Raw genomic sequence first — 24,180 nt, 5'->3', positions numbered from 1 at the left:
TGTCCTACGCCAGAATGGAAATAGCGTGTGACAACTCGACACTCGGCGCAAAGAGGTCGCGTCTATAAACGCAGAATCGCCCAACTTCATCCGAAGTTGGGCGATTCAGCGTGTGGTCGCGAGGGCTACTTGGCCTTTTCGAGGATCTCGACCAGCCGCCAGCGCTTGGTGGCCGACAGCGGGCGGGTCTCCATCAGCGAGACGCGGTCGCCGATGCCGGCATCCCCCTTCTCGTCGTGGGCCTTGACCTTCTTCGTGGTGCGGATGATCTTGCCGTAGAGCGGGTGGCTCTTACGGTCTTCGAGCTCGACCACGATGGTCTTTTGCATCTTGTCGCTGACCACGTAACCGATCGCGGTCTTGCGGCGGCCGCGCTGCTCTTCGGCGCGCGGTGTGCGCTTGGGCCCCTTGGGCTTTGCCTGGTCTTGTTTGGAAGCCATTACGAATCCTCACCTACGGGCCCGGAAGCCAGGCCCAACTCACGTTCGCGCAGCACGGTGTACACCCGCGCGATTTCCTGACGCACCGTTCGAAGCCGGCGGTTGTTGCTCAGCTGACCGGTAGCCATCTGGAAGCGCAGGTTGAACAGCTCTTCCTTGGACTCGCGCAGCCGCTCCTTGAGCTCGTCGTCGGTCAATTCGCGCAGTTCGCCCGGCGTCACTCCCACTGCCATCAGAAGTGCTCCTCTCGGGTAACGATGCGTGCCTTGATCGGCAACTTGTGGATCGCGCGAGTAAGTGCGGCCCGCGCGGTTTCTTCGTCGGGGTAGCTCAGCTCGAACAACACCCGGCCCGGCTTGACGTTGGCCACCCACCACTCCGGCGAACCCTTACCCGAGCCCATCCGGGTTTCGGCGGGCTTCTTGGTCAGCGGGCGGTCCGGGAAGATGTTGATCCACACCTTGCCGCCACGCTTGATGTGCCGGTTGATGGCGATACGGGCGGACTCGATCTGGCGGTTGGTGATGTAGGCGTGCTCCAGTGCCTGGATGCCGTAGTCACCGAAACTCACCGTGGTGCCGCCGCTGGCGAGACCGCGTTGCCTCGGGTGATGTTGCTTGCGGTGCTTGACCTTACGGGGAATCAGCATTGTCAGCTCTCTGTCTTCTCAGTCGTGGTCTCCGCGGCGGCACCGGCAGCGGCCTCGGTGCCCGCTGCAGCCTCGGCCGCCGCAGGGGCGGCTTCGGCCCCGGCAGCCGCGCGGCTGGCCTCGGTGCCCGTCGCGGTGGTGCCCGATGCACCGCTGCGGCGCGGGCGGGTACCCGACGGGCGCTCGCGACGTGGCCGCTCCGAGGGCGGTGCCACCGTCAACTCGCGCTTGCCACCGACGATGTCGCCCTTGTAGATCCACACCTTCACGCCGATGCGGCCGAACGTCGTCTTCGCCTCGTACAGGCCGTAGTCGATGTCGGCGCGCAGCGTGTGCAGCGGCACCCGGCCCTCGCGGTAGAACTCCGAACGGCTCATCTCAGCGCCGCCGAGACGGCCCGAGCACTGCACGCGGATGCCCTTGACGTTGGGTTGACGCATCGCCGACTGGATCGCCTTACGCATGGCGCGGCGGAACGCGACGCGGTTGCTCAACTGCTCGGCGACGCCCTGAGCCACCAACTGTGCCTGGGACTCCGGGTTTTTCACCTCGAGGATGTTCAGCTGTACCTGCTTGCCGGTCAGCTTCTCCAGGTCGGCGCGGATGCGGTCGGCCTCGGTGCCGCGGCGGCCGATCACGATGCCCGGCCGCGCGGTGTGGATGTCGACGCGCACCCGGTCGCGGGTCCGCTCGATCTCCACGTCGGCGATGCCGGCCCGCTCCAGGCCGGTGGCCAGCAGCCGCCGGATCGCGACGTCTTCCTTGACGTAGTCCTTGTACTGCTTGTCTGCATACCACCGGGACTTCCAGCCGGTGGTGATACCGAGCCGGAAGCCGTGGGGATTGATTTTCTGGCCCACTACTCCGAGCCCTCCTTCGCGTCGGACGCTTCAGCAGTCTTCTTAGCGGCAGCCTGCTCAGCCGGCGCCTTCTTGGCGGCAGCTTTCTTGGCCGGTGCCTTTTCAGCGGTTGCCTTTTCGGCGGTCGCCTTCTCCGCAGGTGCCTTCTTCTTCGCGGGCGCCTTCTTGGCGGCGGCAGCCTTGCTGCCCTGCGCCCGGCGGGCCCGCGACGCGCTGGCCGACCTGCCGCCCCCGTCGTCCTTCGATGGCCGGCTCTCCAGGATCACCGTGATGTGGCTGGTGCGCTTGCGGATCCGGAACGCGCGGCCCTGTGCGCGGGGGCGGATGCGCTTGGCGGTCGGCCCCTCGTCGGCGTGGATGGTGGCCACCACCAGGGTGGACGGATCCAGGCCGTCGTTGTTCTGCGCGTTGGCGGCAGCGCTGGCGATCACCTTGGCGACCGGCTCGCTGGCCGCCTGCGGCGCCCACCGCAGGATGTCGAGCGCATCGGCCACCGGCTTACCGCGCACCAGGTCGATGACCCGGCGCGCCTTCATCGGCGAGACGCGCACAAACCGCGCCTTGGCGACGGCGGTCGGATATTCAGTCGCTGTAGTCATTAGCGCCTCTTGGCCTTCCGGTCGTCTTTGATGTGACCCTTGAACGTGCGGGTCGGTGCGAACTCACCGAGCTTGTGCCCGACCATCGACTCGGTGACGAACACCGGGACGTGCTTGCGGCCGTCGTGCACCGCGAAGGTGTGCCCGATGAAGTCGGGGATGATCGTCGAGCGACGCGACCAGGTCTTGATGACCTGCTTGGTGTTCTTCTCGTTCTGAACGTCGACCTTCTTGAGCAGATGGTCGTCGACAAACGGACCTTTTTTCAGGCTGCGTGGCATCGTCTACTCCTACCGGTGATGCTTCTTGCCCGTGCGACGGCGTCGGACGATGAGCTGGTCGCTTGGCTTGTTGGGCTTGCGGGTACGGCCCTCGGGCTTACCCCACGGGCTGACTGGGTGGCGGCCGCCGGAGGTCTTGCCCTCACCGCCGCCGTGCGGGTGGTCGACCGGGTTCATCACGACACCACGGACGCTGGGGCGCTTGCCCTTCCACCGCATCCGGCCGGCCTTGCCCCAGTTGATGTTGACCTGTTCGGAGTTGCCGACCTGGCCGACGGTGGCGCGGCAGCGCACGTCGACGCGGCGGATCTCACCGGAGGGCATACGCAGCGAGGCGTAGGTGCCTTCCTTGCCGAGCAGCTGGATGCTCACACCCGCCGAGCGGGCCAGCTTGGCGCCGCCGCCGGGCCGCAGCTCCACGGCGTGGATGACGGTACCGGCGGGGATGTTGCGCAGCGGCAGGCTGTTACCGGGCTTGATGTCGGCGTTGGGACCCGACTCCACCACGTCACCCTGCGACAGACCTTGCGGGGCGATGATGTAGCGCTTCTCGCCGTCGAAGTAGTGCAGTAGCGCGATGTGGGCCGTGCGGTTGGGGTCATACTCGATGTGCGCGACCTTGGCGTTGATGCCGTCCTTGTCGTGGCGACGGAAGTCGATCACCCGGTAGGCGCGCTTGTGGCCGCCACCTTTGTGCCGCGTGGTGATCCGGCCGTGCGCGTTGCGCCCACCCTTGCCGTGCAGCGGACGCACCAGCGACTTCTCCGGATGGTCGCGAGTGATCTCGGCGAAATCGGAGACGCTGGCACCGCGACGACCCGGGGTCGTCGGCTTGTACTTGCGAATTGCCATGTTTCTCTTGGTCTCTCTGATCCCCGGGCTAGGCCGGTGCTCCGAACAAATCGATGGGCTTGCTTCCCTCGGCCAGCGTGACGATGGCGCGCTTGGTGTTCTTGCGCTTGCCGTAACCGGTGCGGGTGCGCTTGCGCTTGCCCTGCCGGTTGGCGGTGTTCACCGACGCGACCTTGACCTTGAAGATCTTCTCGATAGCGATCTTGATCTGGGTCTTGTTCGAGTCCGGGTGAACGATGAAGGTGTAGACGTTGTCCTCGATGAGCCCGTAGGACTTCTCCGAGATGACCGGGGACAAGATGATGTCGCGGGGGTCAGTGACGGTCGCCATCAGGCCGACACCTCCTCATTGCTGTTCGAGCTGATGTACGCGTTGAGGGCCTCGACGCTGAACACCACGTCGTCGGCCTTCAACACGTCGTAGGTGTTGAGCTGATCCGGCGAAATCACATGCACGCCAGGAAGGTTGCGCACGCTCTTGACGCTGGTCTCGTCGGTGCGCCCGATCACAACCAGCACCTGCTTGCGGTCGGTCAGGGTGGCCAGGAAGCTCTTGGCGCTCTTGGTCGACGGCGTCTGGCCCTCAACCAGTTCGGTGACCGCGTGGATGCGGCCGTTGCGCGCCCGGTCCGACAGCGCGCCGCGCAGTGCCGCCGCGATCATCTTCTTCGGGGTGCGCTGGCTGTAGTCCCGCGGCTTCGGGCCGTGCACGATGCCGCCGCCGGTGAACTGCGGCGCGCGGATCGAACCCTGGCGGGCGCGTCCGGTGCCCTTCTGCCGGTACGGCTTCTTACCGCCGCCACGAACCTCGGCGCGGGTCTTGGTCGAGTGCGTGCCCTGGCGAGCCGCGGCCTGCTGCGCGGTCACCACCTGGTGCATCAGTGCGATGTTGGCGTCGACGTCGAACAGCGCGGCGGGCAGCTCGACCGAGCCGTCCGTCTTGCCGCCCGGGGTGTGGACGTCAATCTTGAGGGTGTTGGCAGCCATATCTACTTCTCGCCTCGCTTGATTGCGCTGCGGACCATCACCAGACCGCCGTTGCGGCCGGGGATGGCGCCCTTGATCAAAATCACGCCGTTTTCGGCATCGACCTTGTGCACCAACAGGTTCTGCGTGGTGACGCGGTCATTGCCCATCCGGCCCGCCATCCGGGTGCCCTTGAACACCCGGCCCGGCGTCGCGCAGCCGCCGATGGAACCGGGGCGGCGATGCACGGCCTGGGCGCCGTGGCTGGCGCCCTGACCGGAAAAGCCGTGGCGCTTCATCGTGCCGGCGAAGCCCTTGCCCTTGCTGGTGCCGGTGACGTCGACATAGCTGCCGTCGCTGAAGATCTCGGCGGTCAGCTCCTGGCCGACCTCGTATTCGTCGGCGGCGCCGTCGTCGAGCCGCAGCTCAGCGAGATGGCGGCGGGGGTTGACGCCCGCGGCGTCGTACTGACCCTTCAGCGGCTTGTTCACCTTGCGCGGGTTGATCTCGCCGTAGGCCAGCTGCACGGCGCTGTAGCCGTCGCGCTCGGCGGTGCGGATGCGCGTGACGACGTTGGGACCGGCCTTGACGACCGTCACCGGCACGACCCTGTTGTTCTCGTCGAACACCTGCGTCATGCCCAGCTTGGTGCCCAGAATGCCTCTCCTAGCCATTTCTCTGGAATCTCCTACTGGATGTTGACGTCAACGCTGGCCGGCAGGTCGATACGCATGAGCGCGTCGACCGTCTTCGGCGTCGGGTCGAGGATGTCGATCAGTCGCTTGTGTGTACGCATCTCGAAGTGCTCCCGCGAGTCCTTGTACTTGTGCGGTGAGCGGATGACGCAGTACACGTTCTTCTCAGTTGGCAGCGGCACCGGGCCGACCACGCTGGCGCCCGTGCGGGTGACCGTCTCGACGATCTTGCGCGCCGAGGCGTCGATCGCCTCATGGTCGTAGGCCTTGAGCCTGATGCGGATCTTCTGTCCCGCCACGCTTCTCCTACCTCACTACTAACGGGCCCCTGCTGGGCCTGGTCTGTAACCCGCGCGCCAAGACCAACCCGGTCGCGCGGGCATTGCCGCCGCTGTTTTCCTGTCTATGGTTCACCGACCCCCGCGCTCGGGTGTGTCGCCCTCACGCGTATCCGTCCGCGTCGGAAACCGTCGCGATCGAGATGGGGACCGGACACGCCCGCTTGGGGCGCTGGTCGTATGCCCCCTGCCAGGCAGTCCCGAAATGGGCTCCGTCCCGGCTCAAGGCAACCCGAACAGTATGCCTTAGATCGCAGCCTCGGCCAAATTCGCCCACAGGGACAAACGAGCGGAAAAGTGCGAGTAGATCGCACCATCATGTCGAACTCGGCGCCGCCCCGACCAGGCTACCGCGCCCCGGCCGCACGCCCGGCTACCTTACTGCGGAGTAAGATAGCCGCACATGGCCGTCGCGACCACGTGCTGGTGACGCCGATCCGGCCGCCGAGAGATGTAAGGGCGGGATCTGCCTCGCACTTTTCCGCCCGTTTGTCCCTTTCGGCGCATAAACCATCTAACCCAAGCCCGCCCAGAACGGGCACTGGTGGCGCTCCTCGAACGTCGTGACCACCCGGCTGCCGTCGGGCTGCAACAACATCCGCTCCCCCGCGGCGTCGTCGCCCAACTCCGGCCAGCCCGAACCCGGTGAGCCGGTCGTCACGAACTCGCTCCAGTAGTCGATCATCTGCTCGGATAGCCGCTGCTGCGCTGGGGTCAGTGCCGGCGCACCGCCGACGTCGAACAGATAGCGCAGCTCCAACGAGTGCCCGGCCCCGACCGGCAACGGCGCCGCACGCAACGGCTCCGGCGCGGGCGCATGGGGATCGTCGAACTCGTAGGAGTACACGGCCCGCCCGTCGGCCAGCGCATCGGCCATCCGGTCGGCGACGCACGCGAACACGCCGTCCGTCGTCGCCGCCGAATACGCCAGCGGCACACTGCCTCCGAAGCGGTCGGGTGGATATCGCTGCGCCACCGCCTCCGCGTGCGCACCGAACGCTTCGGTGAGCAACTCGGGATAGTGGGCGGCGTCGATCGCGCGGCCGCGCACATACTGCAGCGCGGTGAACAAGTTGAACTCGTCGGCCGTCGTGCCGATCAACACCGGCACACGTGCCGCGCGCCCTTCGGCCAGCCCGGTGAGCGGATCCACCGGAAGCCTCGCCGTTCCGGTCACCGGACCGCTCAACTGTTCGGTGCCGATGCGGTCATAGAACAGGGCGCGCGCCAGCTTGTCGGCCGGTAACGCACGTAGGCACTGCGCGGCGACGACGGCGCCGGCGCACCCGACCTCGGCCGCGTACCGCAGGCTCACCTCCTGGGCGGCCGGCAGTTCGTATTGGGCCTGGCACGGCGCGCTCTGGATGATCGCCGCCCGAAACAACCCGGCCGAGTCGGGTGCGACGAGGTGGTCGCAGACCGCCATGCCGCCCGCGGACTCCCCGGCGATCGTGACTTTCTGCGGGTCGCCACCGAACGCGGCGATGTTGTCGCGCACCCACCGCAGCGCCGCCTGCTGGTCGGCCAGCCCGTAGTTGCCGACGTCGGCGCCCGCACCCAGCGCGGGATGCGCGAGGAATCCCAGCGCGCCCAGCCGGTAATTGAGGGTGACGACGACGATTTGGCCGCGGCCGGCCAACGCGCGCGCGTTGTAGATGTCGCCGCTGCCGTTGGTGAAGCCCCCGCCGTGGATCCACACCATCACCGGCCGGAGCTCGCCGGACGGCGGCGGTGTCCACACGTTGAGGATCAGGCAGTCCTCGCTGGTGGGCCGGCCGTCGACGTCGTTGGTGGCGTCCTGGACGCACCGTGGGCCGGGCCGCGCGGCGTCGTGCAGGCCCTCCCAACTGCGCACTGGCTGCGGCGGGCGCCAGCGCAGCGGGCCGACCGGCGCTGCGGCATAAGGGATTCCGGCGAAGTAACGGTGATCGGCAGAGACGGTGCCGCGCACCGCGCCCATGTCTGTCTGCACCACCCCGGGCGCGGCCGGCACGTCGACGACGGCAGTGCCGCCCTGTGCGCACGAGCAGAGCACAACCAATGCCACGGCCACCGCTATGACCTTGGCCGGGACCGGGCGAAGCGTTGCCGAGAGCACGGCGCCGAGACTACTGACACCGTCTGGATGCCAGCGTGTGCTTCGTCACATATACTGGTAACTTGACACCCGTCAAGTTAGGTCGAGCGCGATGGAGGAGCCTGTATGAGCACGCCGACGATGGATGAGGCCGCCAAGGTCCTGGCGGATCCGAAGGCCTACGCCGACGACAAACGGCTACACGCGGCGCTTACCCACCTACGGGCCAACAACCCGGTGGCCTACGTCGACAACCCGCCGTACCGGCCGTTCTGGGCGATCACCAAGCACGCCGACATCATGGACATCGAGCGCGCGAACGACCTCTGGCTGTCTGAGCCCCGGCCGCTGCTGGCGACCGCGGAGGCCGACGACCTCGCCAAGGCGCAACTCGAGGCCGGCATGGGTCTGCGCACGTTGATCCACATGGACGATCCGCACCATCGCAAGGTGCGAGCGATCGGCGCAGATTGGTTCCGCCCCAAGGCGATGCGCGCGCTGAAGACGCGGGTCGACGAGCTGGCCAAGCACTATGTCGACAAGATGGCCGAAGTGGGGCCGGAATGCGACTTCGTCACCGAGGTGTCGGTCAACTACCCGCTGTACGTAATCATGTCGCTGCTCGGCCTGCCCGAGGAGGACTTCCCGCGCATGCTCCGGCTCACCCAGGAGCTCTTCGGCGGCGACGAGGACGAGTACAAGCGCGGCACCACACCCGAAGAGCAGATGGAGGTGTTGGTGGACTTCTTCGACTATTTCCGGAAGCTGACGGAGTCCCGCCGGGCGAATCCCACCGATGATCTGGCATCCGCGATCGCCAACGGTCGCGTCGACGGGGAACTGCTCTCCGACGTCGACTGTCTGTCCTACTACGTGATCGTGGCCACCGCCGGGCATGACACCACCAGCCACGCGATCTCCGGTGGGCTACAGGCGCTGATCGAGAATCCCGCTCAGCTCGCTCGGCTGAAGGAGAACCCGGACCTGATGCCCACCGCCGTCGAAGAGATGATCCGCTGGACCACCCCGGTCAAGGAGTTCATGCGCACCGCCGCCGCCGATGCCGAGGTGCGTGGCGTACCGATCAAACAGGGCGAATCCGTCTACCTCGCTTATGTTTCCGCTAACCGCGACGAGGATGTGTTCGACGAGCCGTTCAAGTTCGACGTCGGTCGCGATCCGAACAAGCACGTCGCGTTCGGTTACGGCGTGCACTTCTGCCTCGGTGCGGCGCTGGCCCGGATGGAGATCAACAGCTTCTTCACCGAACTGCTCCCCCGCCTGGAGTCGATCGAGTTGGCCGGCGAGCCGGAACTGACGTCGACGGTGTTCGTCGGCGGGCTCAAGCACCTGCCGATCCGCTACTCGCTGCGCTGAGCGACTCGCCCTTTGTGGCGAGCAGACGCAAAGTGTTGCCGAATCCGCGTGTTTAGTACGACTTTGCGTCTGCTCGCCGGAAGAAAATCAGCCCGTGACGAACTCCGCGGCGCGATGCCCCAGCATCACGATGGTGGCGTGCGGGCCGCGGCTGGTGATCGTCGGTAGCAGCGATCCGTCGACCACCCAGAGGCCGTCCATGCCGCGGACCCGGCATCGCGGGTCGACGACGGCCGCGGGGTCGTCGTCGGACCCCATCGGCGCGGTGCCGCAGAGATGCTGCGAGGTGGACCACGACACCGCGCCGACATCGGTGGTGGCGTCGACCAGTTCGCGGGCCAGCTCGGCGCCCGCCTGCAGCTGGGCCACGTCGTCGGGCTCGCTGTCGTAGCGGTGCTCGATGGTCGGCGGCACGGTCGGGTCCGCTGATGTGACGGTGACGCGCCCCCGCGAACGCGGTTGCATCAACGTCACACCGAGATGCGGCCGGTCGGCGGGATCGTTGCGGCGCCCGCTCACCATTGCGCCGAAACCCGCTGTGTAGGGTCTGATCTCGAGTCCATCAGCGGTGGTCAGCACCGCCTCCAAAGGTAGCGCCGCGCGGCTGGGCGACCAGTTCACCGGCAGCACCCACTCCGGATGATCGGCGGTGGAGGCGCCGACCGGAAGCGCCGCATGCACCTGGATCCCCGCTGTGCGCAGGACGTTCTCCGGCCCGACACCCGACAGCATCAACAGATGCGCTGAGCCGATTGCACCGGCGCACAACACGATTCGATCCGCCGCCAGCTCGACAGCGCCGTTCGGACCGATACAGTCCAGCCCTGTTGCCCGGCTCCGGTCGATGCGAACCCGCGCGGCCCGATGGTTGGTCAGCACGGTGAGGTTCGCCCGGCTCATCGCCGGCTGCAGAAACGCGCCGCCGGGGCCCACCCGGGTTCCCTTCTCGACGTTCAGCGGGACAGCGCCGACCCCAGCCGGAAGCGAGGTGTCGGCCGTGGACCCGTTGAGGTCGGGTATCCAGGGATATCCGGCGCCTATCGCCGCATCAACGAAAGCGGCGGTGCAGCCCTCGAATTCGGCAACCCGACGCACCGAAATCGGGCCGGCCGACCCGTGGATCGGGGTGTCGAAGTCCAGGTCGGTCTCGATCGCCAGGAAATGCGTGAGCACCTCCTCCCACGTCCAGCCCGGTAACCCCCAACCGTCGAAGTCGCTCGGCAGCCCGCGACAGAAATAGCCGCCGTTGACCGCTCCGGATCCGCCGACGACGGCGCCGCGCATGATTTGTGCGTGGCGTTGCGGCGACGACGTCAGCGTCGTGGGATACCTGCGCACCACCGAACTGGCCGCGCCGATCGGCAGCCGCAGCCCGTCTTGAATCTGGATGAGCACCTGCGGGTCGGATGGGCCCGGCCCAGCCTCCACGACGGTGACCCGGCAGTCCGGGTCTGCTGAAAGGCGTTCGGCCAACACAGATCCGGCACTTCCCGCACCGACAATGAGTACGTCGCTGTGCAAGGCGGAACTTCAGGTCCTGATCTGGGGCTTGAGCGCACCGAAATGGCGTTCCCGTACCACGCCGGTCCACAGACCGGCTCCGTAGGCGATGTCGTCGAGTCGTTTGAGCAGGATGTAGGTGAGCAGGCCGATGGGTTTGGCGTCCTCCTCGGCCTTGCTGTTGCGGCCGATCCAGTCCACCACCCCGTCGACCACCGCAGCCACCAGCACCACCTGCCGGCACCGTCGCGACAGCAGTGCGGCGATCAGCGCGACCGGCCAGTAGTGCCGGCAGATCGCCGAAGCGAGTTGCAGCGCCGCCGACCACAGGCCGTGCGCGGCCACCACCGCGACTTCCTTGGGCTCGGTCTCCACCGTGGACAGGGACCTGGCGATGCGACGACCGGTGATGGTGGCGACCACCATCGACGCCAGATATCCGAAGCCCGAGCCCATCACCAGCAGCATCCACACCACAAGCGTCCACCCCGAGATCACCAGCGGCGCGGTCTTGCCGGGGTGGCGTACCGCAAGCGGCGCGGCCGCCGAGCCGTAAAAAGACTTGCGCGAGAGCCATTCTCGAACCTGTGTGCGGTGATCGTGGGCGACGAGCGCGACCGGCTCATAGCGCAGCCGGGCTCCTGCCTCGATCAACCTCCAGCACAGGTCGACGTCTTCGCCGGACCTCAGCGTCTCGTCGAATCCACCGATCTCCTTGAGCACCGAACGGCGGCAGATGATCGCGGCGCTGGGCACGTAGGACACGGTGCCGTAGGGTACGACGGGCGCCTCACGCACGCCGAGGTCGAGCGAGGAGCGCACGGCTTCGTAGCGGGCGACGGTGTTGACTGGCTCGCGCAGCCCGACGATGCGGGGGGCGACCAGCGCGACCGCGGGGTCGCAGAAATGGCCCAACAGGGCCTCCAGCCATCCGCGCCGGGGCACCACGTCGGAGTCCAGGAAGGCCACATAGTCGGTGCCGCACGCCGCCATGCCGGCGTTGCGCGCTGCCGCCGGTCCCCTGCTGCGGTCGTGGCGCAGCACGGTGACGTCGCAGTGCATGTCGGTGAAATCGGCCGGTTGGACCGGGGCGATCGACCCGTCGTCCACCACGATGACGCGCAGCCCGCGCAGCGAGGCGACCAGACGATGCAGTCCAGTTGTGTTGTCGCGCACCGGGATAACGACCGTCACATCACGGTGCGAGGGTCCGGTGGCCGGTCGCGGATGTGCGACGGTCGCGTCGAGCAGTGTGCGTGCGAGCTGTGCGCTGACGGCGTCGTGCACTTCGAGGCGGCCCGCGTTGAGCATGGTCCGTGCGGCCGGCGCCAGGCGCAGCAACCGGGTGGGGGATCCACCGAGCAGCGCGGAGCCCTCGCCGAGCACCTTGACGCGGCGATCCACCTGGATCGCGAACCCATCCGGCAGCCGCGGGCCCGTCATGTCAACATCCCGTCGCGCCCCGGCGCCCAGCGGGCGATCCGCTGCACGCAGCCGTCGACCATGCTCGCGAACAAGTACGTGCCCTCCTGCGCGGACGCAGTGGTGGGGTCGCCGAGCACACCCACCTCGCTGACCGCGGCGACGCCGCCGCGACGCATCTGGGGCATGAGCTCCGCCAGCGGCGCTCGGTTACCGGGCACGCGTTCGTCGAGCCTCACGTCCTTCGGCGAAATATGTAGCAGTACAGAGGTTTCGGTATGGCCGGCGTGCGCGTCGGCGCTCGCCACGCTGCACGAGCACCATGCGGCATCCCGGCCTTCGCGGCGAAGCAGAGTCGTCGCGCTGACCAAGGCGTCGACGTTTCCGCCGTGGCCGTTGACGAAGATGACACGCGAGGCCCACCGCGAGGCTGACCGGCCGAACTCCAGCAGCAAAAGGTGCAGAGCCGAGGTGCCGATCGAGATGGTGCCGCTGAACCCCTCATGCTCGCCGCTGGCGCCGTACCCGATCGCCGGCCCGACCATCCAGTTCGATTCATCTCGGTCGGTCATCCGCTGCCCGACGGCGTAGGCCACCGCGGTCGCGATGCGGGTGTCGGTGTCCAGTGGCAGGTGGGGTCCATGCTGTTCGGTCGATCCGACCGGAACGATCAACGCTGATGACGCGTTCTGTAGCTGCCTCGACGTCACGTTACCGAGCGCGCGAAGGGAAGCCACCCGCCGATGGTAGGCCGAATTCACCTGTCGTGCGCCGATTGTTGGTGCATGCGTAGCAATTGATTTTCCGAAGTCGTCGCCGACGACAGCCGAGTCACCACGTCCGTCCCCTGCGCCACGCCTGTACCAGCAGCGACGGCCTCAGCTCGCCGGATCGGCGGGTACCCCCAGCGCCTGCACAAACCCCGGCGGGACGAGCACGTGCTCGGGCGCAAGATCCTGCACGGCGGCCAGCCCCAGGCCCAGCAGGGCCGAGTCGATGCCACCGCGCAGGACGTCGAGGACGTTCTCGACGCCGGCCTGTCCGTTGGCCGCCAGCCCCCACAGATAAGCCCGGCCGATCATGACCGCGCGCGCACCGAGTGCCACCGCCTTGACGACGTCGCTGCCCCGCCGGATGCCGCCGTCCAGCAACACCTCGACCTGGTCGCCGACGGCCTCTGCGATCGCGGGCAGGGCCCGGATCGACGCGGGCGTTCCGTCGAGGTTGTTCCCGCCGTGGTTGGATACCGAGATCGCTGAAACACCTGCGTCCACAGCACGTTTGGCGTCGTCGACCCGCATCACGCCCTTGAGCATGAACGGTCCGCCCCACAGTTCCCGCAGCCAGGCGATGTCGGCCCAGGTCGGCGGCGGGGTGGACATCCACTCGCCATACGCCGCGAAAAACGGCGGGCCGGGTTCACCGCGGGCCGCCTGGTTGGGCACCTGCAGGTTGGGCGGACGCAGGGTTTTGGCCCATTGCAGGAACCAGCGCGGGCGGGTCAGCCCTTCGGGCAGCATCCGGACCGTGGTGCGCAGGTCCATCTGCTCGGGGATCTTGGGGCTGCCCCAGTCCCGACCGTGGGAGAAGCTCCAGTCGGTGGTGACGATCAGGCCGGCCGCGCCGGCCTCCCGGGCCCGCTGGACGCGGGCGGCGATGGCGTCGCGACCACCCAGCCAGTACACCTGGAAGAACGTCTTCGGGTTGGCGGCGATCACTTCTTCGATCGGCTTGCTGGCGAACGACGACAGCCCCATCGCAGTGCCGCGCGCTGCGGCCGCGCGCGCGACGGCGACCTCCCCGTCCGGATGCACCGCCTGCACGCCCGTCGGCGAGATCACGACGGGCATCGAAATATCTTGTCCCATCACGGTTGTCGCCAAGTCACGCTTCTCAACCCCGCCGACCACGTGGGGCGCGAAGCCCAACTCGGCGAAGGCGTCGACGTTGTCGGCGACCGTCACACCCTTCTCGCTGGCCGCGATCAGCGCCGCGTACACCGACTTGGGCAGCCGCTTCCTGGCCCGCTGCTGGGCGATCGCGACGGTTTCGAACCAGGTATCTCGCGTCATTCCTACACCGGGCTTTCGTTGCACAGCCGGGCCGGAGGTTTGGTCAACAGCTTGAGCATGACCGGCTGACTGCGGGAGTGGTCTTGGCTGGGCCGCGGCTTGTCGCGCTCGCGGGCCAGCGCGGGGGCGCCGTAGCCCTCGACGCATTCGGGGTCAGGACCGTCCATCGGCAGGCCCGTGAAGAACTTCGCGGCCATGCAACCGCCGCGGCAGCTGTCGTAGTGGTTGCAGCTTGCGCACGCACCTGCGGACTGCGGTTCGCGCAGCTCCTGAAACAGCGGCGCGTTCTTCCACACATTCTGGAATCCGGTGCCGAAACCACTATCGCGCAAGACGTTTCCGGCAAGGAACCGGTCGTGGATGGCGAACGGGCAGGCGTAGACGTCGCCGATCGGATCGATGAGGCACACCACCCGCCCGGCCCCGCACAGGTTCAGGCCCGCCAGCGCGCCCGGTTCACCTAGGCCGGACAGGTGGAAGAAGGAGTCACCGGTCAGCACGCGGTCGCCCTTGGCCACCAGCCAGTTGTAGAGCTGGACCTGCTGTTCGGCGGTCGGATGCAGGTCGTCCCATACGTCGGCGCCGCGGCCGGAGGGCCGCAGCCGGGTGATGCGCAGCGTCGCACCGTACTGCGCTGCCAGCGCGGCGAATTCGTCGAGCTGGTCGACGTTGTGGCGGGTGACGACGACGGAGATCTTGGCGTCCTTGAAGCCCGCGTCGGCGAGGTTCTGCAGCGCTGTGGTCGCCATCGCGAACGATCCGGCGCCGCGGACGGCGTCGTTGACCTCGGCGGTCGCGCCGTCCAGGGAGATCTGCACGTCGACGTAGTCGCTGGCGGCCAGCCGCGCGGCCACCTCCGGGGTGATGCGCACCCCGTTGGTGGAGAACTTCACGCCGACGTGATGGTCGGTGGCGTAGTCGACGAGCTCCCAGAAGTCAGGACGCACAGTCGGTTCGCCGCCACCGATGTTGACGTAGAACACTTGCATGCGCTCGAGCTCGTCGATGATGTCCTTGCACTGCTGGGTGCTCAGCTCACGCGGATCACGTTTGCCCGATGAGGACAGGCAGTGCACGCAGGCCAGGTTGCAGGCGTAGGTGAGTTCCCAGGTCAGGCAGATCGGGGCGTCCAGTCCGTGCTCGAACTGCTCGATCAGACGTGGAACCGGCGCCGGCGCGGGCGGCATATCTACAGAAGTCATTGCGGTACCAGCATTTTCGATTGGGCAAGCACACACAGTGCATGCAGGTAGGGAGCCTGTTGCGCGTCGTCGACGCCGGCGGCACGGCAGGCGGACCGAACATCGGGATGATCCGCGAGGGTGTTGACCACGTCGACGATCGTCCGGTTCTTGAGAAATGACAGCTTGCGCGTCCCGAAGTGGTACAGCAGCGCACCGAACGGCTCCGGCCGCACCGCCACCTGGTGGTGCAGCCGCCAGCCGCGTCCGGGGTCGAACGCCGTGCCCGTCGGCGACACCGCGTCGCCGCCGGACACCGCCATCGACGACGCCACGGTCAGTAGACCCCGCACATCCCGTCGATCGACACCTCTTCGACCAGCGTCTCGGTCACCAGCTCGGTGTTCTCGACCTGCTGATTCGGCTCCATGGCGGTCCACCTTTCGGATCACAGACTCTCGACAATTGTGAGCGAGATCGCCATAATATGGCATCGAGTGCCGAATTAAAAGTGGGGGTGGGCTGATGCGACCGGATTCCCCGCCGCGCGTGGGTCGTCGACGCTCCACGACCACCGACCACCTCAGCAACGTGGCCATCGACCTGTTCAACGCGCGGGGTTTCGACGCGGTCAGCGTCGAGGACGTCGCCGAGGCCGCGGGGATCGCCCGCCGCACGTTGTTTCGCTACTACCCCTCCAAGAACGCCCTGCCGTGGGGTGACTTCGACGGCCACCTCGACCATCTGCGCGATTTGCTCGCCGACCTCGACCCGGGCGTGCCGATCGGCGAGGCGCTGCGCGGCGCCCTGCTGGCGTTCAACACCTTTGACGAAGCGGAGACGGTCCGTCACCGCCAGCGGATGCGCGTGATCCTGGAAACCGCTGAACTGCAAGCCTATTCGATGACAATGTATGCCGGTTGGCGCAAGGTCGTCGCGGCGTTCGTGGCACGCCGGCTAGGGGGAAGACCAACCGACCTGACACCGCAGACGGTGGCATGGACGATGCTCGGGGTGGCCCTGTCGGCCTACGAACACTGGTTGGCCGACGAGACGGTTTCGCTGGCGCAGGCACTCGGGGCGGCCTTCGACACGGTCAGCGACGGCCTCTCGGAACTGGAACGCTGAAACGCTTCGCGCATCGACGACGTCGGCGCTAACTTGGGGGCCAGTCGCCGGAGGGGATTTCTCGATGCCCGAGAAGAAAGCTGGACACGCTCTGCTGTTCGACGCGTTGTGGACCAAGGGCACCGCGTTCACCCATGATGAACGTCGCGAGTTCAAGCTCCTGGGCCTGCTGCCAACCGCCACCAAGACGCTGGCCCAGCAGGCCGAGCACTGCTGGCAGGAGTTCTGCAGGCGCCGTGCGGATTTGGACAAGCACATCTACCTGCGCGCGCTGCAGGACCGCAACGAGACCCTGTTCTACCGAGTGCTGCGCGACCACATCGGCGACACAATGCCGATCGTCTACACGCCCACCGTCGGAGAGGCGTGCCAGCGGTTCAGCGAGATCTACCAACGCCCGCGCGGGTTGTTCGTGTCCTATCCCGACCGGAAGTGGCTGCGTGAGGTGTTGCGCAACCGGTCATTCCATGACGTCGACGTCATCGTCGTCACCGACGGCCAGCGCATCCTCGGCCTGGGCGACCAGGGCATCGGCGGGATGGGCATTCCGATCGGCAAGCTCTCGCTCTACACCCTCATCGGCGGCATCGATCCCGCCCGAACCCTGCCGATCGTGCTCGACGTCGGCACCGACAACGTGGAGCTCCTCGAGGATCCGCAGTACCTGGGCTGGCGTCACCGCCGCATCGACGGTGACGAGTATTTCGCGTTCATCGACGAATTCGTCAGCACGGTAACCGAAGAACTGCCCGATGTGCTGCTGCAGTGGGAGGATTTCGCCAACGCACACGCGTTGCCGATCTTGCGGCGCTACCGCGACCGGCTGCTCACATTCAACGACGACATCCAGGGCACCGCGGCGGTCACCCTCGGTGCGCTGCACGGCGCCGCCAAGGTCGCGGGCCTGCCGCTGTCACAGCAGCAGGTGGTGATGCTGGGCGCCGGTTCGGCCGGTATCGGGGTGCTGGAGATGGTGCATCGTCAGATGGTCGCCGAAGGGCTGTCGCCGCAGCAGGCCGCCGCGCAGATCTGGGTCGTCGACATCAAGGGCCTGCTCACCGACGACCGCACCGATCTGTCGCCGGACCAACACAAGTTCGCCCAGCCGGCAGGGCGCGTCGCCGACTGGGGACTGACCGAACCACCTCAGCTCGCCGACGTCGCGCACCATGTGGATGTCGGCGTGCTGATCGGGCTATCCACTGCCGCAGGGGCTTTCACTGAACAAATCGTGCGTGAGGTTGCGGCCAAGACACCGCGGCCGATCATCTTTCCGCTGTCTAACCCCACCAGCCGTGCCGAGGCCCACCCGGCTGAACTCGACGAGTGGACCGAGGGCCGCGCGCTGATCGCCACCGGCTCCCCGTTCGCTCCGTTGCGCCGCGGCGGCGTCGAACACCCGGTCACCCAGTGCAACAACGCCTACATCTTCCCCGCCGTCGGCTTGGCCGTCACCGCCGCGCAGGCCCGCCGCGTCACTGACGAGATGATGCGGGCCGCGGCAGCTGCCCTCGGTGACGCCTCCCCCGCCCTCACCGATCCGGCTCGACCGCTGTTGCCGGCGTGGTCGCAACTACCCGAGATCGCTGTGGGTATCGCACACGCCGTCGCCGTCCAGGCCGTCACCGACGGTGTGGCCCCGCACCGTAGCCCGGCCGAACTGGCGGCCCGGATCGCGCAGGTGCGGTGGGAGCCGGAATACCGGGGCTGAAAATAATTTCGCCGGAAGGCGTCGGAGTTTGGGCCCGGATGGCGACGATATGGGTGTGAGCGCCGAATCGGATGGCGACGACGCTCCACGGGCCTTGCTGGCGCTGTACGACGAAGCACTGCCGGTTGTCTACGGCTACTTCGTAAGGCGCTGCGGGGACCGTGGCACCGCCGAAGACCTGACGTCGGAGACCTTTCTGGCGGCGATGGATGCCGCCAGAAAGGCGAATCCCCCGCCGATCAGTCGGCGGTGGCTGCTCGGGGTGGCCCGCCACAAGCTGGCTGACCACTACCGCCGCCGCCACGACCGGTTCTCCGTCCCCGTCGCCGAGCTGCCCGAACCGCTCGACGCGCCCGACGACTGGGACGTCGAACTGGATCGCATCGTTGCCGAGAGCGTGCTCGCAAAGCTGCCCGAACAGCATCGCACCGTGCTGGCGCTGCGCTACCTGGACGACTGTTCAGTGCCCGAGTGTGCCGAGTTGATCGGCCGAACCGTGCACGCCACCGAGGCGCTGTTGGTGCGGGCCCGCCGCGCCTTCAGATCGAACTATCCGGAGCCGGAAGGAGGGAAGTCGTGAACAACAGCAACGACCCGTTGACCGTGCTGCACGGCGACGAACTTCCCGTCCACCCAGATCCGGCGTTCGCGGCTCGGCTGCGCGCACGTCTCGAATCAGCTGTGTCCCTTCCTAATCGAACCCAAGGAGTTGTCATGAGCGGCACCGATACCGCGATCGCCGAACTTGCCGGGACCGAAACCGCCGCGTCCAGCGTGCCCCGCTCGGCGGCGCTGCCCTACCTCGCCGTGTCCAACGCACGCGAGGCCATCGCCTGGTACGTCGACGCGCTGGGCGCGACGCTGGTCGGCGAGCCGATCGTGATGGACGACGGCCGCATCGGCCACGCCGAGCTCGCGCTCGCAGGCGGAATGTTCTACCTCGCCGACGAATATCCCGAGATCGGCATGAAATCTCCTGCCCCGCAGGCGGCTTCCGTGATGCTGATGCTGGCGGTGCCGGACGCCGACGCCGCCGTCGAGCGGGCCCGCGAGCATGGGGCGACCGTTGCGGGGGAGGTCAGGGAAGCCCACGGTTCGCGCAGCGCGGCGATCATCGATCCGTTCGGGCACCGCTGGACGCTCAGCGGACCGCTGACCGGCGCCGCGACGCCGATCCAGCACGGCGACGTCGGCTACGTCGCGGTGTGGGCGCCCGACTCCGACCGCGCGGCGGCGTTCTACGGCCACGTGCTGGGCTGGACCTACGACCCGGCCACCCGCCAGGTCACCAACACCGAGCAACGCATCGGCATCGTCGCGGCACCCGGCACGCCGACGATGGTGTGCTGCTATGCGGTCACCGACCTGGCGGGGGCACGGCAGTCCATCCTCGACGGCGGCGGCAGTGTCGGCGATGTGCAGGAATTCGACTTCGGTGCGGTGCTCAACGCGACCGACCCGGCAGGAGCCCCGTTCGCGGTGTTTGAACCTGCGCCGGGAACCCGCCGACCGAAGCTCAACGGCGCTGGGCCAGGGGAGCTTTCGTACATCACCTATCAGGTGCCCGACTCGACGGCGTTCAAGGCGTTCTACAGCCGGATGCTGTTCTGGTCATTTGAGCCGGGCCGGGTCGAGGACGGCTGGGGCATCCAGCACACCCATCCGATGGCGGGGCTGGCCGGCGGCGCGACCGAGTCGGTGACGGTTCCGATGTGGACCGTCGAGGACGTCGACGCGGCGGTCACCCGGGTGGTCGAGGCTGGCGGCACGGTGCTCGACGCGCCGTCCCAGCAGAGCTATGGCAAGTCGGCGCTGTGCGCCGACGACCAGGGCACCCGCTTCTACCTCGGCGAATTTTGAGATTTCGGCGCGCTTTTGCCCCGCTAGGGTGCATGAGCGCGCCGAAATCGCCCACTACAGGACGTCGGCGATGGGGGCACCCGCAGCGATCTTGCTGCGGGTCTTCATCACCTTGCCCGGCAGGCCGCCGCCGACCACGCCGGCGACCACGCCGTCGCGCTCGTAGAACGCCAGGAACTTGCGTCCGTCGTCCTCGACGATGTGCACGGTGTCGGTGGCCTCAGGCTCGCCGAGGCACTGGATCTTGATGTCGTACTGGTCGCTCCAGAAGTACGGCACGGCGGTCACCGCCGACACTTCCTGGCCGATCAGCGAAGGCACCAGAACGCGGGCCTGGTCGGCAACGTTGCTCCAATGTTCAACGCGCACTTGCTTACCCACAGTGTTGCGCCAGGATGCGACGTCGCCGATCGCCCACACGTTGGGTGCACTGGTCCGGCCGGATGCGTCGCAGACGACGCCGTTGTCCAGGTCGATGCCGGAGCCTTCCAGCCAGCCGGTGGCGGGCTGGGAGCCGATCCCGACGACGACGACGTCGGCATCGAGCTCGGTGCCGTCGCTCAGGATCACCTTCTCGACCCGGTCGCTTCCGCTCACCTCGGAGACACCGACGCCGCAAAACACGTCGACGCCCTCGCCGCGGTGCAGCCGGGCCACCAGCTCGCCGATCTGTTCTCCGAGCACCGACGCCAGCGGTGCCGGCTGCGGCTCGACCAGCGACACCGCGACGCCGAGCCTGCGCAGGCTGGCCGCGACCTCGCAGCCGATGAAGCCGGCGCCGACGACGACCGCGCGCTGCGCCGACTCCGCCTCCTTGCGCAGCGCGAGGCTTTCGTCGAAGTTGCGCAGCACGTGGATTCCGGCGAGGTCGGGAAACGACGGAATGCGTTTGGGTACCAGGCCTGTCGCGATGATCAGCTCGTCGTAGCCCAGCTGGCTGCCATCGGCCAGCGTCAACGTCTTGGCGGCGGTGTCCACCGAGCGCGCGCCGTTGGCGAGGAGCACGGTGATGTCGTTGTCCTCGTAGAACTCGGCAGGCTTGAGCGTGACGTCGTCAGTCTCGGCGCGCAGCACTTCCTTGGACAGCGGCGGCCGGTCGTAGGGCAGGTGGTCCTCGTCGCTGACGATCGTCACCGGTCCGGTGTACTCCGAACGACGCAGCTGTTCAGCCGTGCGGGCAGCCGCCAACCCGCCACCGACGATGACGATGCCCCTAGCAGTGGTCATGCGGAGTTTTTACACGATGGCGTCGGCGTACGGTCCGCCACCCTGGCCTAGCAGGCCACCGCCACTCGGCACACCAGACCTGTTTCGGCCATCCCCGGGCTCAGGTACCGGCGTCGAGGATGGGCGGCGAGGCCGATCATTTCCGAATGAAGATCGCCTTCAAGGTTTCGAAGGCTCGGTCGAGGTCGATATCGTCGGGCGCCACCCGCCACTCCAGATGGACGCCGATAATGGCGCCAGTAAGGACCGCGACATATTCCTCCCGGCTGACACCGGGTGGCAACGAAGCATCGAGAGTCCAATTCTCCACCCACTTGCGCAACGAACGGTGCAAATCGGCATAGAAGCCGTGCACCGGCGATCCCGGCTCCACGGCTTCGGCGACCAACGTGATGAGCAGCCTGGTGCTGGGCTCCTGAATGAGTGTCTTGATCCGATCCAAGCTGGCTGCTGTGCCGCCCGCCGGAGCCTCGGCTTGCTCGAGCCAGCTGCTCGAAATCTGTTCGATCACCGCCTCGAGCAGGCCGTCCTTATTGCCGAAGTGCCACGGGATTGAGCCTCGGCTGATGCCGGCGCGGTCAGCGACATCGGCGACGGTCGTCTTCCGAAAACCTTGCTCGGCGAACAGCTCTGCCGCAGCAGCGACCAACAGCCGCCTGCTTTCACTGCTTGTCTGTGCCCGTCTGGTCGCCGCCATCCGCCCCATCACCGCCCTCTGAGTGCATGCGTAGTCTGGCAGATGACCCGTTACGTGTCACCTGGCCGACTGTATGTTATCCAACACAGTGCGACGGTGGGTTGATGAAACACGCCGGTGGCGGGTCCCGCCCTTGACGACGGTGCGGTACGTCCAGCATTTCCGGCGATATGTTGTGCCACAACACATAAAGGTGCGAGCACGTCATATTGCCTGGGCGCGACCTTGTTGACACGCTTCTCTCACCTACCGAGAGAGGACCTTCAGTTGCATACCGAGAAGCTGAAGCAATTGAGCGGCAAAGAAATTGCCGTCACAGTCGACGACCAATAGCACTGGGCGGAAATCCCGATCGCGCCGGCCGGAAGCTCGAATGGTCAACCGGGCCGACATCGAGGCGAGCGAGACGGTCTACAGAACTGCTGCCGCACCATCAGCGCCCGCCGAGTTTTTCACAGTCTGCCAATCGACTCTTTACATGTCATAGAACCGATTGTATGTTGTCCAACACAGAAGGGAGGTGGGTTCGATGGCAGTGCGCACTCATCGGATGGCCAGCGACGCCATCGCCTCCCCACCGGTCGTAGTTGTCCCGTCACGAACCGTCGGCAGGGCGCACCGATGACGACGCTGGCAACCGCCGCCAAACCGGTCCGTGGCCTCGGTGAGTTCTTCGGCATGGCGCTCGACACCTCGGTGGCGTTGCTGCGCTGGCCATTTCCGTGGCGGGAGTTCGTCATTCAGGCATGGTTCGTGGCGCGGGTGTCGCTTGTGCCTACCGTGCTGCTGTCCATCCCCTTCAGCGTCATGCTGGTGTTCACCTTCAACATCCTCTTCGCTGAATTCGGCGCGTCAGACTTGTCGGGCACCGGCGCCGCAAAAGGCACGGTCACCCAGGTCGGTCCCATCGTGACCGTCTTGGTGGTGGCCGGCGCCGGCGCCACCGCGATGTGCGCGGACTTGGGGGCCCGAACGATTCGGGAGGAGATCGATGCGCTGCGGGTGATGGGCATCGATCCCATTCACGCCATGGTGGTGCCGCGGGTACTGGCTGCGACGTTCGCGGCGGTGGTGCTGTCCTCCATCGTCAGCGTTGTCGGTCTGCTCGGCAGCTTCTTCTTCGCGGTCTTCGTCCAGAACGTCACCCCCGGCGCGTTCGCCGCCGGGCTCACCCTGATCACCGGGCTCGCCGACGTGGTGGTCGCCATCATCAAGGCCGCTCTCTTTGGGTTGGCCGCCGGATTGATCGCCTGTTACAAGGGCATATCCGTCAAAGGTGGTCCAGCAGCGGTCGGCAACGCGGTCAACGAAACGGTGGTGTACTCCTTCGTCGCGTTGTTCGCGATCAACGTCATCACGACGGCTCTCACCGTCCGCCTGGTGGGAGCGATCAGTTGACGAGCCTGCCAAGCCGACATTTCGGCCGGCTCAACCGCATCCGGCGCGACTGGCTAACGGCGTTGGATCGGGTAGGTCTGCAGACGCAGTTCTACGCTGCCACTCTCCGTTTCACCGGAGATGCGTTGCGGCATTACAAGACCGAGATTCTGAGATTGATCGCGATCATGGGTCTGGGCACCGGGGCGTTAGCGGTGATCGGCGGGACAGTGGCGATCGTCGGCTTTCTGACCCTGACCACCGGCGCACTGATCGCGGTACAGGGCTACAACCAGTTTGCCGAAATCGGCGTCGAAGCCCTGACCGGCTTCACTTCGGCGTACTTCAACGTCCGATTGATCGCGCCGCTGACATCCGCGATCGGACTGGCGGCAACCATCGGCGCGGGTGCTACCGCGCAGCTGGGCGCCATGCGAATCAGCGAGGAGGTCGATGCGCTCGAAGTCATGGGCATCCGGTCCATCGCCTATCTCGCCTCCAGCCGCGTCATCGCCGGAGTGATCGTGGTGATACCGCTGTACTGTGTCGCGGTCCTGATGTCGTTCATGGCAGCCCGATTCGGCACCACGTTCGTCTATGGACAGTCCCCGGGTGTCTATGACCATTACTTCAACACGTTTCTCAACGAGACCGACCTGGTCTGGTCGTTTGTCCAGACGGTGGCGGTCGGCGTGATCATCATGCTGGTGCACACGTACTACGGCTTCAACGCTGCCGGTGGACCCGCCGGCGTGGGCGAGGCCGTAGGTCAGGCGGTACGTGCGTCGCTGGTGTGCGCTGCCGTCGTCACTATGTTCGTCTCACTGGCCATTTACGGCCAGTCCGGTGACTTCCACTTCACGGGGTAGCG

Annotated in this window: 28 protein-coding genes; 7 read left to right on the top strand and 21 right to left on the bottom strand. The window is 66.8% G+C overall.

Annotated features, from left to right (window positions below):
• Positions 1-125 precede the first annotated feature (125 nt).
• From rpsQ to ABQF13_RS10955, 12 genes are all read right to left on the bottom strand, one after another.
• Positions 126-440, bottom strand: coding sequence for a 30S ribosomal protein S17 (gene rpsQ / locus ABQF13_RS11010; protein ID WP_448392780.1), 315 nt, complete (start codon positions 438-440; stop codon positions 126-128).
• Entirely contained in the window at positions 440-673 is a 234-nt protein-coding gene (gene rpmC / locus ABQF13_RS11005) for a 50S ribosomal protein L29 (RefSeq protein WP_064345597.1), read from the bottom strand. The genes rpsQ and rpmC overlap by 1 nt, the downstream gene beginning before the upstream one ends.
• Positions 673-1,089 (bottom strand): 50S ribosomal protein L16, encoded by a 417-nt coding sequence (gene rplP / locus ABQF13_RS11000; protein WP_046753689.1) that lies wholly within the window; start codon positions 1,087-1,089, stop codon positions 673-675. Before rplP ends, rpmC begins: the two co-directional genes overlap by 1 nt.
• A gap of 2 nt (positions 1,090-1,091) precedes the next feature.
• Positions 1,092-1,949: a 30S ribosomal protein S3 gene (gene rpsC / locus ABQF13_RS10995; RefSeq protein ID WP_448392779.1), complete on the bottom strand. Its 858-nt coding sequence runs from the start codon at positions 1,947-1,949 to the stop codon at positions 1,092-1,094.
• Positions 1,949-2,548, bottom strand: coding sequence for a 50S ribosomal protein L22 (gene rplV, locus ABQF13_RS10990; RefSeq protein ID WP_448392778.1), 600 nt, complete (start codon positions 2,546-2,548; stop codon positions 1,949-1,951). The genes rpsC and rplV overlap by 1 nt, the downstream gene beginning before the upstream one ends.
• Positions 2,548-2,829: a 30S ribosomal protein S19 gene (gene rpsS, locus ABQF13_RS10985; RefSeq protein ID WP_006245110.1), complete on the bottom strand. Its 282-nt coding sequence runs from the start codon at positions 2,827-2,829 to the stop codon at positions 2,548-2,550. The genes rplV and rpsS overlap by 1 nt, the downstream gene beginning before the upstream one ends.
• A 9-nt stretch (positions 2,830-2,838) precedes the next feature.
• Positions 2,839-3,681: a 50S ribosomal protein L2 gene (gene rplB, locus ABQF13_RS10980; RefSeq protein ID WP_448392777.1), complete on the bottom strand. Its 843-nt coding sequence runs from the start codon at positions 3,679-3,681 to the stop codon at positions 2,839-2,841.
• 28 nt (positions 3,682-3,709) lie between these two features.
• Positions 3,710-4,012: a 50S ribosomal protein L23 gene (rplW, locus tag ABQF13_RS10975; RefSeq protein ID WP_448392776.1), complete on the bottom strand. Its 303-nt coding sequence runs from the start codon at positions 4,010-4,012 to the stop codon at positions 3,710-3,712.
• Positions 4,012-4,668, bottom strand: coding sequence for a 50S ribosomal protein L4 (gene rplD, locus ABQF13_RS10970; RefSeq protein WP_448392775.1), 657 nt, complete (start codon positions 4,666-4,668; stop codon positions 4,012-4,014). The genes rplW and rplD overlap by 1 nt, the downstream gene beginning before the upstream one ends.
• A gap of 2 nt (positions 4,669-4,670) precedes the next feature.
• Positions 4,671-5,321, bottom strand: a complete 651-nt coding sequence (gene rplC / locus ABQF13_RS10965; RefSeq protein WP_448392774.1) for a 50S ribosomal protein L3 — start codon at positions 5,319-5,321, stop codon at positions 4,671-4,673.
• A gap of 14 nt (positions 5,322-5,335) precedes the next feature.
• Positions 5,336-5,641 (bottom strand): 30S ribosomal protein S10, encoded by a 306-nt coding sequence (rpsJ, locus tag ABQF13_RS10960; RefSeq protein ID WP_003883485.1) that lies wholly within the window; start codon positions 5,639-5,641, stop codon positions 5,336-5,338.
• A gap of 553 nt (positions 5,642-6,194) precedes the next feature.
• A complete protein-coding gene (locus ABQF13_RS10955) occupies positions 6,195-7,733 on the bottom strand; it encodes a carboxylesterase/lipase family protein (RefSeq protein ID WP_448392773.1) in 1,539 nt (512 codons plus the stop codon).
• A gap of 150 nt (positions 7,734-7,883) precedes the next feature.
• On the opposite strand from ABQF13_RS10955, the gene ABQF13_RS10950 reads away from it, so the two are divergent.
• The gene (locus ABQF13_RS10950) at positions 7,884-9,134 is read left to right on the top strand and encodes a cytochrome P450 (protein ID WP_448392772.1); all 1,251 of its coding nucleotides are present in this window, start codon (positions 7,884-7,886) and stop codon (positions 9,132-9,134) included.
• 87 nt (positions 9,135-9,221) lie between these two features.
• On the opposite strand, the gene mftG is transcribed toward ABQF13_RS10950, so the two are convergent.
• From mftG to mftA, 7 genes are all read right to left on the bottom strand, one after another.
• Entirely contained in the window at positions 9,222-10,655 is a 1,434-nt protein-coding gene (gene mftG / locus ABQF13_RS10945; protein ID WP_448392771.1) for a mycofactocin dehydrogenase MftG, read from the bottom strand.
• Between the two features lie 9 nt (positions 10,656-10,664).
• Positions 10,665-12,077 carry a mycofactocin biosynthesis glycosyltransferase MftF gene (mftF, locus tag ABQF13_RS10940; RefSeq protein WP_448392770.1) on the bottom strand — a complete coding sequence of 471 codons (1,413 nt, stop codon included), beginning with the start codon at positions 12,075-12,077 and terminating at the stop codon, positions 10,665-10,667.
• The gene (gene mftE / locus ABQF13_RS10935; protein WP_448392769.1) at positions 12,074-12,817 is read right to left on the bottom strand and encodes a mycofactocin biosynthesis peptidyl-dipeptidase MftE; all 744 of its coding nucleotides are present in this window, start codon (positions 12,815-12,817) and stop codon (positions 12,074-12,076) included. Before mftE ends, mftF begins: the two co-directional genes overlap by 4 nt.
• A gap of 117 nt (positions 12,818-12,934) precedes the next feature.
• Complete coding sequence (mftD, locus tag ABQF13_RS10930; protein WP_448392768.1) at positions 12,935-14,128, bottom strand: pre-mycofactocin synthase MftD; 1,194 nt, start codon at positions 14,126-14,128, stop codon at positions 12,935-12,937.
• Between the two features lie 2 nt (positions 14,129-14,130).
• Positions 14,131-15,330, bottom strand: coding sequence for a mycofactocin radical SAM maturase (gene mftC / locus ABQF13_RS10925; RefSeq protein WP_448392767.1), 1,200 nt, complete (start codon positions 15,328-15,330; stop codon positions 14,131-14,133).
• The gene (mftB, locus tag ABQF13_RS10920) at positions 15,327-15,632 is read right to left on the bottom strand and encodes a mycofactocin biosynthesis chaperone MftB (RefSeq protein WP_448393127.1); all 306 of its coding nucleotides are present in this window, start codon (positions 15,630-15,632) and stop codon (positions 15,327-15,329) included. Before mftB ends, mftC begins: the two co-directional genes overlap by 4 nt.
• A 14-nt stretch (positions 15,633-15,646) precedes the next feature.
• The gene (gene mftA, locus ABQF13_RS10915) at positions 15,647-15,739 is read right to left on the bottom strand and encodes a mycofactocin precursor MftA (protein ID WP_448392766.1); all 93 of its coding nucleotides are present in this window, start codon (positions 15,737-15,739) and stop codon (positions 15,647-15,649) included.
• 95 nt (positions 15,740-15,834) lie between these two features.
• Here mftA and mftR point away from each other — a divergent pair, with 95 nt between their 5' ends.
• The 4 genes from mftR to ABQF13_RS10895 all read left to right on the top strand — a co-directional run bounded on the left by mftR (position 15,835) and on the right by ABQF13_RS10895 (position 20,008).
• Complete coding sequence (gene mftR / locus ABQF13_RS10910; RefSeq protein WP_448392765.1) at positions 15,835-16,437, top strand: mycofactocin system transcriptional regulator MftR; 603 nt, start codon at positions 15,835-15,837, stop codon at positions 16,435-16,437.
• Positions 16,438-16,501: 64 nt separating this feature from the next.
• Positions 16,502-18,148: an NAD-dependent malic enzyme gene (locus ABQF13_RS10905; RefSeq protein ID WP_448392764.1), complete on the top strand. Its 1,647-nt coding sequence runs from the start codon at positions 16,502-16,504 to the stop codon at positions 18,146-18,148.
• A 55-nt stretch (positions 18,149-18,203) separates the two neighbouring features.
• On the top strand, positions 18,204-18,728 hold the full coding sequence (locus ABQF13_RS10900; protein WP_448392763.1) for an RNA polymerase sigma factor: 525 nt from the start codon (positions 18,204-18,206) through the stop codon (positions 18,726-18,728).
• Entirely contained in the window at positions 18,725-20,008 is a 1,284-nt protein-coding gene (locus ABQF13_RS10895; protein ID WP_448392762.1) for a VOC family protein, read from the top strand. The genes ABQF13_RS10900 and ABQF13_RS10895 overlap by 4 nt, the downstream gene beginning before the upstream one ends.
• 54 nt (positions 20,009-20,062) lie before the next feature.
• On the opposite strand, the gene ABQF13_RS10890 is transcribed toward ABQF13_RS10895, so the two are convergent.
• Positions 20,063-21,235, bottom strand: coding sequence for an NAD(P)/FAD-dependent oxidoreductase (locus ABQF13_RS10890; RefSeq protein WP_448392761.1), 1,173 nt, complete (start codon positions 21,233-21,235; stop codon positions 20,063-20,065).
• Positions 21,236-21,371: 136 nt separating this feature from the next.
• Entirely contained in the window at positions 21,372-21,884 is a 513-nt protein-coding gene (locus ABQF13_RS10885; RefSeq protein WP_448392760.1) for a TetR/AcrR family transcriptional regulator, read from the bottom strand.
• 669 nt (positions 21,885-22,553) lie between these two features.
• Here ABQF13_RS10885 and ABQF13_RS10880 point away from each other — a divergent pair.
• Positions 22,554-23,330 carry an MlaE family ABC transporter permease gene (locus tag ABQF13_RS10880; RefSeq protein ID WP_448392759.1) on the top strand — a complete coding sequence of 259 codons (777 nt, stop codon included), beginning with the start codon at positions 22,554-22,556 and terminating at the stop codon, positions 23,328-23,330.
• Entirely contained in the window at positions 23,327-24,178 is an 852-nt protein-coding gene (locus tag ABQF13_RS10875; protein ID WP_448392758.1) for an ABC transporter permease, read from the top strand. The genes ABQF13_RS10880 and ABQF13_RS10875 overlap by 4 nt, the downstream gene beginning before the upstream one ends.
• The last annotated feature ends 2 nt before the right edge of the window (positions 24,179-24,180 follow it).

The sequence above is a fragment of the Mycolicibacterium sp. XJ879 genome (genome assembly GCF_053483935.1).
The sequence above is the reverse complement of the archived record's forward strand: the minus strand, read 5'-3'. Positions and strand labels throughout refer to the sequence as shown.